Raw genomic sequence first — 5,786 nt, 5'->3', positions numbered from 1 at the left:
TGTTTAGCCATAAATCACCTCTCAATTAGACCCTAGAGCTAACTTAGTAAAGTGTCTACTAAACGTGGGGTACTCGGCAGCATAACGCCCAATTAAGGTGTGAAGCACGCGACCACGATACTCAATTTGACCACCGTAAACACTGGACTTAACCCAAACCAAAAGTGCCAAGCGTGCTGAATCACTCTTAAATTGTTTGTTAGCTCACGGCTGAAATTTGAGAGCTTAGCCGATTGAGTGGTTGAAACTCAGCCAAAAATGCCTCGTTTAGATAAGCGATGAGTTCTTTTGACGACTTATACATAGCCTTAGCTTTTTCTAAAGTACACTGTTCTTGCCAACCAGCAGTAACCGTCGGTACTGCTTCAGATACCGATAGTTCATCATTTGACTTAAAATTAGCGTCTACATATTCAGTTCTACCATGTGCAAGAGCATTTCGTGCATCAAAAAGCTTATCATTCACCTGAAGTAACTTGTCATATTCAACTTGTGGAGTACCACATGCTTTGAGAACAGATTTAAGCTTGTCTTTCGCTGAAAATTTGTACTTACTCTCGATTACATTAAACTCCTTACAATCGAGTAGGTCTTGGTCGAATGAATCTCTCTGCTTTTTATGCACGGATTTCCTTAATGATTTCATCATTATTTGTGCTTGTGCCCTATAACCTAAGACTTCAGCAAGCCTGACGTTAAAAGGTAGTCCTTTATCCATACTTTTCATCGCTTGCAGTATTTCAACAATATCTTCCTGGCTATTGTCATCTAAATACTTAGATGCACGCCCTTCAATGAGGTAGATATTCTCGCAGAGATAATTTAAGTAACTTTCAACCATGAAAGCGGTCAACGCTACGCTTGTTAACCCAGCGCATTGATCACCAAAATTATCCGCAGATAGAGTTCTTTCTACTGATGCTGAAAAATATGCATGAGCATACACTGTACCTTTTGATTGACCTTCCATTTTATCCCCATAAGTATAATTATTGTACGGTGAGCTAACGCCGCATTAAGGTGTGAGCAACGCTACCACAAAACTTAACCAAACCACCGTAAACACAAAACCCAACGATGGAATGAAAAATGCCATGCGTTGGGAATCACTCTTAAATGCTTTGTTATGCCAACCCACCTCGACTTCTTGCAACGTAAGCAAGAGGGGCATTTGTTACACGACGGTCCTCTCGAATAGTCGACACAGCTTGAATAATAGTTGAAGACAGTGTTACTACCGCGCCAGTTAAAGCAGCGTTTTGATCAACCTGTGTTGCTGCGGCTGAAATACTTGCACCAACAATCGGAGTAATTGAGCTAAAAGTTAATTTTTTCCAAAATGGTTTCATGCGAGACTCGATGTATGCAATTTCATCAAGAGAGTCATTTATGAAGTTTTCATTTAATAACATACGTTCTTCTAAAACATAGTGTTGCGCCACTGTTATACAGTGCCCCTCAATTCTGTTTCTGAACGCAGGAAGTAGATGCCCATGCTGCTCTTTAAACTTAAATAAATCAGCTGCCTTAATTGGCTCATTCGGATATGGCAGAAGAGCATTTAGAATCATTTTCCTTGCTTCAGAACTATGTGCAGAACCCTCTTGACTAATATTGTCTCCGGTAAAGTTTGCATATAGATTTGCTATATTTACCCGGTTAGTCACTGGAGCTGCATTCACTTCCTCTAGTGCCCCCAAACAAGAAGCTAAATATGCCATAAATAAATTTGCGGCCCATGCTTCAACAATATACCAATCATCTGTATCACGAACAGCTAACCCTTTACTTACTAAGTAGTTTTGAACTATTCCTAGCTTCTCAGCATGTATAGGGGCTTGACGATGCTTCCCAAAAACCTTGTGTTGCGGAAATTTTTGCTGAATCGCTCGTACACGACTGAGCTTACTTTCGATTAATGTTATAAAGTTTGAGTCAAACCCCTCAATTTCATATATATACTGCCCGGGGTGAAGGCGGTCTACTAACCCCTCACGTAACAATGTTCGCATGAACGGTGTCATTTGCTTTGGGCTCTCCATATGATCAAATGGAACGATAGAAGCTAATCTATCCCAGTAAAGCAAAGTCTGATAAGTCCATTGTTCTTCCGGTATTGAAATAAATGGAAAAAATAAAGCTGTATCTCTCATTGTTGCTTTCCTATGAACTTGAATTGGGGGGCATAACGCCGCGTTAAGTGGTGAACAACGCCAACCACCAAACCTAAGCCATTGTACCTTAAACACTTAACCTGACTGGAACTGAAATCGCCAAGCGTTGTGAATCCGCCTTAAACGCCTTGTTAGGCGAAGTTTTCCAATAGTGGTTAAATTGTTTTGAAAGCAGATTACCCGAAACAAAATAAGCAACCAAACACCCACTCACTTTTTGTGATTCAAGAACCACAAATGTCACTATGTTTCAGCCGAAATTTCGACAACCACGAAATGCAGACCTTTAGCAACAAAGTAGGTTTTGAGCCCTAAAAACCCAAAACTGCAAACTCACAGCAAATTCGAAAGCCTCAATTGACTTGCTCTTGCCACACTTTGAGTCAGTGAAATTCACAACCAACCGACTGTGAAAACCAATGAGGCAACCCGCGAACCTTGACATGTTTTACGGTTGGAGAGATTCAAGAATTTGAGCCGACAATCTTGAATTGCCGACTTAGAAAAACGATTGCTCAAAGAGACCTAAGAAAATGAGAACAAAGAACTTTCCTGCCCGTCGCCTAACGCCTTGTTAAGGTGTGAGGCACGCAATACCGTAGCCTCCGCATACCACCTTAAACCCTAAACCTAACGCATGGTAAAAATGCCACGCGTGCCGAATCACTCTTAAACAATTTGTTATGTGTTAGATTTTAAAGACTAATTTTTGTTTTTGAGCAATAAGCTCAACATCTTCAAGTGGCTCATATTTCCATTTGGACAACGCTTGTACAGCTACCTTTTCAAAGATCCCCTTTGGGGTGGAATCGATTACAACAATATCAGCCACATCTCCATTTTTAGTAATGTTAAACGTCATGACCACATACCCTGACAGGTTATTCTCTACTGCAACTTTAGGGTATCTCGGCGATACAAACTCTATTGGCTCTCGATCTAAATATTCCGATGAGTAAGTGTTTTCTTCAGAACTTGAACACCCTACTACTAAGATCAAGATAAATAATTGCAAAAATCTCATAATCTCTCTCTGACACATAACGCCCTGTTAAGGTGTGAGGCACGCAATACCTAAGTCTCCGCATACCACATTAACCACTAAAACCAACGCATAGTAAAAATGCCACGCGTGCCGAATCACTCTTGAACAATTTGTTATGCGCGTTCTCCACGATTGAACGCAACTACAGTAGCGCGTAATTTAGTCAGCTTAAACTCTGTAAGTAACACTGTAACAAAAGACAATATAGAAACGGAGATAAGTGCAATATTTATCAAAGCATTACCACTAAACTCATAAATACCTGACAGACCAATAAATAGCAAAAGACAGGCAATTATCGATAGAATCGAATCATTAGTTTTCACTTTATACTCATCATCAGGTATATCTTTTATTATCGAAACCGGATTTGAAAGCCCGTCAAGCCGAACTGCAATTTTTCCTTTTTTAATTTTGACTTTTAGGCCAGAACTTCTTAACGAATTAGCTAAATCTTCCATGATTGATTATCTCCATTTCTGCGAGCGCATAACGCCCTGTTAAGGTGTGAGCAACGCTATACCAAGCTCCCGCATACCACCTTAATCACTAAGACCAACGCATAGTAAAAATGCCACGCGTTGCGAATCACTCTTAAACAGTTTGTTATGCCTTACCCCACTCGGCTCGAAGGACTGCCAAAACAACCGTATCCCACCACTGTCCTTTGAAAAAACGATGCTCCATAAAATGTGCTTCTTGACGCATACCCAGAGACTTACAGAGCTTAATAGCTGGCAGGTTTTTACTGATTGTCTCCGCATAAATGCGGTGAACTCCCAACTCCGAGAACCCAAAATCTGCCAGAGCCAAGGCGGCTTCATGACTTAACTTATTACCTTGAGAGGCTCTCGAAAATGCACACCCCATCGAAGCCTGCTGATTGTCCTCTAGCCGTAAACAAACAGTCCCAACGAGCTCACCTGACACCTTACACTCGACAGCTAATTGGTATGATCTTCTTGGCCTCTCAGAAGCCTGAGCGATAAACAAGCTTGTTAACTCTCGGTATTTATTAGGGTCACAATCGCCTTCGTCATAGAAACGCTGATATTTAGCATCCTGAGACATAGCAACAAAAGCATCTTCATCGTTCAGAGTCATATCCCTAATAATCAGACGCTTAGTCTCGAGTTTAAACATCGAAAGTTCCTTTTCCTTGTGAGGCATAACGCCCTGTTAAGGTGTGAGCAACGTAATACTGAAGCTACCGCATACCACCTTAATCACTAAACACAACGCATCGTAAAAATGACACGCGTTGCGAATCACTCTTAAACAGTTTGTTATACGCGTAGTTCACACAAGATCTGTTTCAGTAAAGTTCGTTTTAAATGTGAAAGCAAATGGCGTATCTCCATGGTCTCGCAAATGTTGAAGGCGGGACAACGCTTCTTGTGGCGTTGGTATATGGCCGTCTTCAACCCACCATAAAACATAAGTATCTTCTGCCAATCGATGAAACCATTCGCTTTTGCGGCGCATGAAATCTCTATGGCCAGTGCGAAACATAAAATTTTTAAGTGAGTCAATATTTTCCCAAACTGACATATTTACAATCATGTTTGGATCATCAAACAACTTAATGCTTGTAGCATCACCAGAGTCGTCTTTTAAACGCCAGATAAAACCTTCACTTTCTTCAGCTATGCCATTAACCAGGTCTAAATTGTCTACAAATTCTTTAATTTCAGGCGCATCCAAAGGATATTTGGCAAGCGCAATATTTAACTGTGCTAATTTCATTTCATGACCCTCCTTGGTCAATAAGCGTATAACGCCGCATTAAGGTGTGAGCAACGCTACCACGAAACCTAACCATACCACCGTAAACACAAAACCCAACGATAGAATGAAAAATGCCAAGCGTTGGGAATCACTCTTAAATGCTTTGTTATAACTCATTTTCAAGTTGCTCGACATACCGAATCGTAGCCCGTGTGATACGAAATAATCGCTCATTTTTACGATTAAAGTCTAACCGTAAGAAGCCAAGATTACATAATTGATTTAGGTCATCATCGAGAAACCTTGGTTCATCGTAGTCAAGCATCCCACCGTTTCCATCCATGATTTGGTATAAAGCACCACCAAGCATTTTCATTTCAAGAAAAACACTTCCCTCTGATTTCGTAAACTGCTTGATTATTGATATAGCTTGATCTGATAGTTCGGTATTTGGATCAATTGCATTTGCAACCTCCTTTAGTCCATCGATCTGCGATGCTAATTGAATCAGTGAGCTATCGAGCCCAGATAGCTTTTCAATCACAACTTCATGGTTTTGATTTAATAATGACTTAATGCTCAAGCTTAACAAATGATTAGATTCGATCTCACTGATTACAGACTTATGACGCTTAGTATCTAGCCATTCGACAAATTCTTTATACTCATCATCAGATGACGCTCTACGCTCTGATTTAAAATTGCATATTAAGCCTACGATCGTGGCTAAAGAACCAAATGCTTCCATAATTTCTCCTGAGTTTGGTGTACCCCACAAAAAGTAGACAGTACATAACTACATACTTTCGTACTCAACTGGGCTGACATGCCCCAACGCT

7 protein-coding genes are annotated in these 5,786 nt (G+C 40.5%); all 7 read right to left on the bottom strand.

What is annotated here, in order from left to right; translation table 11 throughout:
- Window positions 1-199: 199 nt before the first annotated feature.
- The 7 genes from R7P74_RS24325 to R7P74_RS24295 all read right to left on the bottom strand — a co-directional run bounded on the left by R7P74_RS24325 (window position 200) and on the right by R7P74_RS24295 (window position 5,695).
- On the bottom strand, window positions 200-970 hold the full coding sequence (locus R7P74_RS24325; RefSeq protein WP_318123261.1) for a hypothetical protein: 771 nt from the start codon (window positions 968-970) through the stop codon (window positions 200-202).
- Between the two features lie 154 nt (window positions 971-1,124).
- Window positions 1,125-2,153, bottom strand: a complete 1,029-nt coding sequence (locus tag R7P74_RS24320; RefSeq protein WP_318123259.1) for a hypothetical protein — start codon at window positions 2,151-2,153, stop codon at window positions 1,125-1,127.
- Between the two features lie 709 nt (window positions 2,154-2,862).
- Window positions 2,863-3,198: an energy transducer TonB gene (locus R7P74_RS24315; RefSeq protein ID WP_262634493.1), complete on the bottom strand. Its 336-nt coding sequence runs from the start codon at window positions 3,196-3,198 to the stop codon at window positions 2,863-2,865.
- 134 nt (window positions 3,199-3,332) lie between these two features.
- Window positions 3,333-3,680, bottom strand: a complete 348-nt coding sequence (locus tag R7P74_RS24310; protein ID WP_031781294.1) for a hypothetical protein — start codon at window positions 3,678-3,680, stop codon at window positions 3,333-3,335.
- 145 nt (window positions 3,681-3,825) lie between these two features.
- Entirely contained in the window at window positions 3,826-4,362 is a 537-nt protein-coding gene (locus R7P74_RS24305; protein ID WP_318073034.1) for a GNAT family N-acetyltransferase, read from the bottom strand.
- A gap of 156 nt (window positions 4,363-4,518) precedes the next feature.
- A complete protein-coding gene (locus tag R7P74_RS24300) occupies window positions 4,519-4,965 on the bottom strand; it encodes a DUF3291 domain-containing protein (protein WP_140055930.1) in 447 nt (148 codons plus the stop codon).
- A gap of 148 nt (window positions 4,966-5,113) precedes the next feature.
- Window positions 5,114-5,695 carry a hypothetical protein gene (locus R7P74_RS24295; RefSeq protein WP_318123257.1) on the bottom strand — a complete coding sequence of 194 codons (582 nt, stop codon included), beginning with the start codon at window positions 5,693-5,695 and terminating at the stop codon, window positions 5,114-5,116.
- Window positions 5,696-5,786: the final 91 nt, after the last annotated feature.

The sequence above is a fragment of the Vibrio sp. 2033 genome, assembly GCF_033339735.1.
The sequence above is the reverse complement of the archived record's forward strand: the minus strand, read 5'-3'. Positions and strand labels throughout refer to the sequence as shown.

Excerpts from the sequence above, each read along its gene's own strand:
- R7P74_RS24315 (WP_262634493.1), bottom strand. The coding sequence starts at position 3,198 with ATGAGATTTTTGCAATTATTTATCTTGATCTTAGTAGTAGGGTGTTCA.
- R7P74_RS24295 (WP_318123257.1), bottom strand. The coding sequence starts at position 5,695 with ATGGAAGCATTTGGTTCTTTAGCCACGATCGTAGGCTTAATATGCAAT.
- R7P74_RS24305 (WP_318073034.1), bottom strand. The coding sequence starts at position 4,362 with ATGTTTAAACTCGAGACTAAGCGTCTGATTATTAGGGATATGACTCTG.
- R7P74_RS24300 (WP_140055930.1), bottom strand. The coding sequence starts at position 4,965 with ATGAAATTAGCACAGTTAAATATTGCGCTTGCCAAATATCCTTTGGAT.
- R7P74_RS24310 (WP_031781294.1), bottom strand. The coding sequence starts at position 3,680 with ATGGAAGATTTAGCTAATTCGTTAAGAAGTTCTGGCCTAAAAGTCAAA.
- R7P74_RS24320 (WP_318123259.1), bottom strand. The coding sequence starts at position 2,153 with ATGAGAGATACAGCTTTATTTTTTCCATTTATTTCAATACCGGAAGAA.
- R7P74_RS24325 (WP_318123261.1), bottom strand. The coding sequence starts at position 970 with ATGGAAGGTCAATCAAAAGGTACAGTGTATGCTCATGCATATTTTTCA.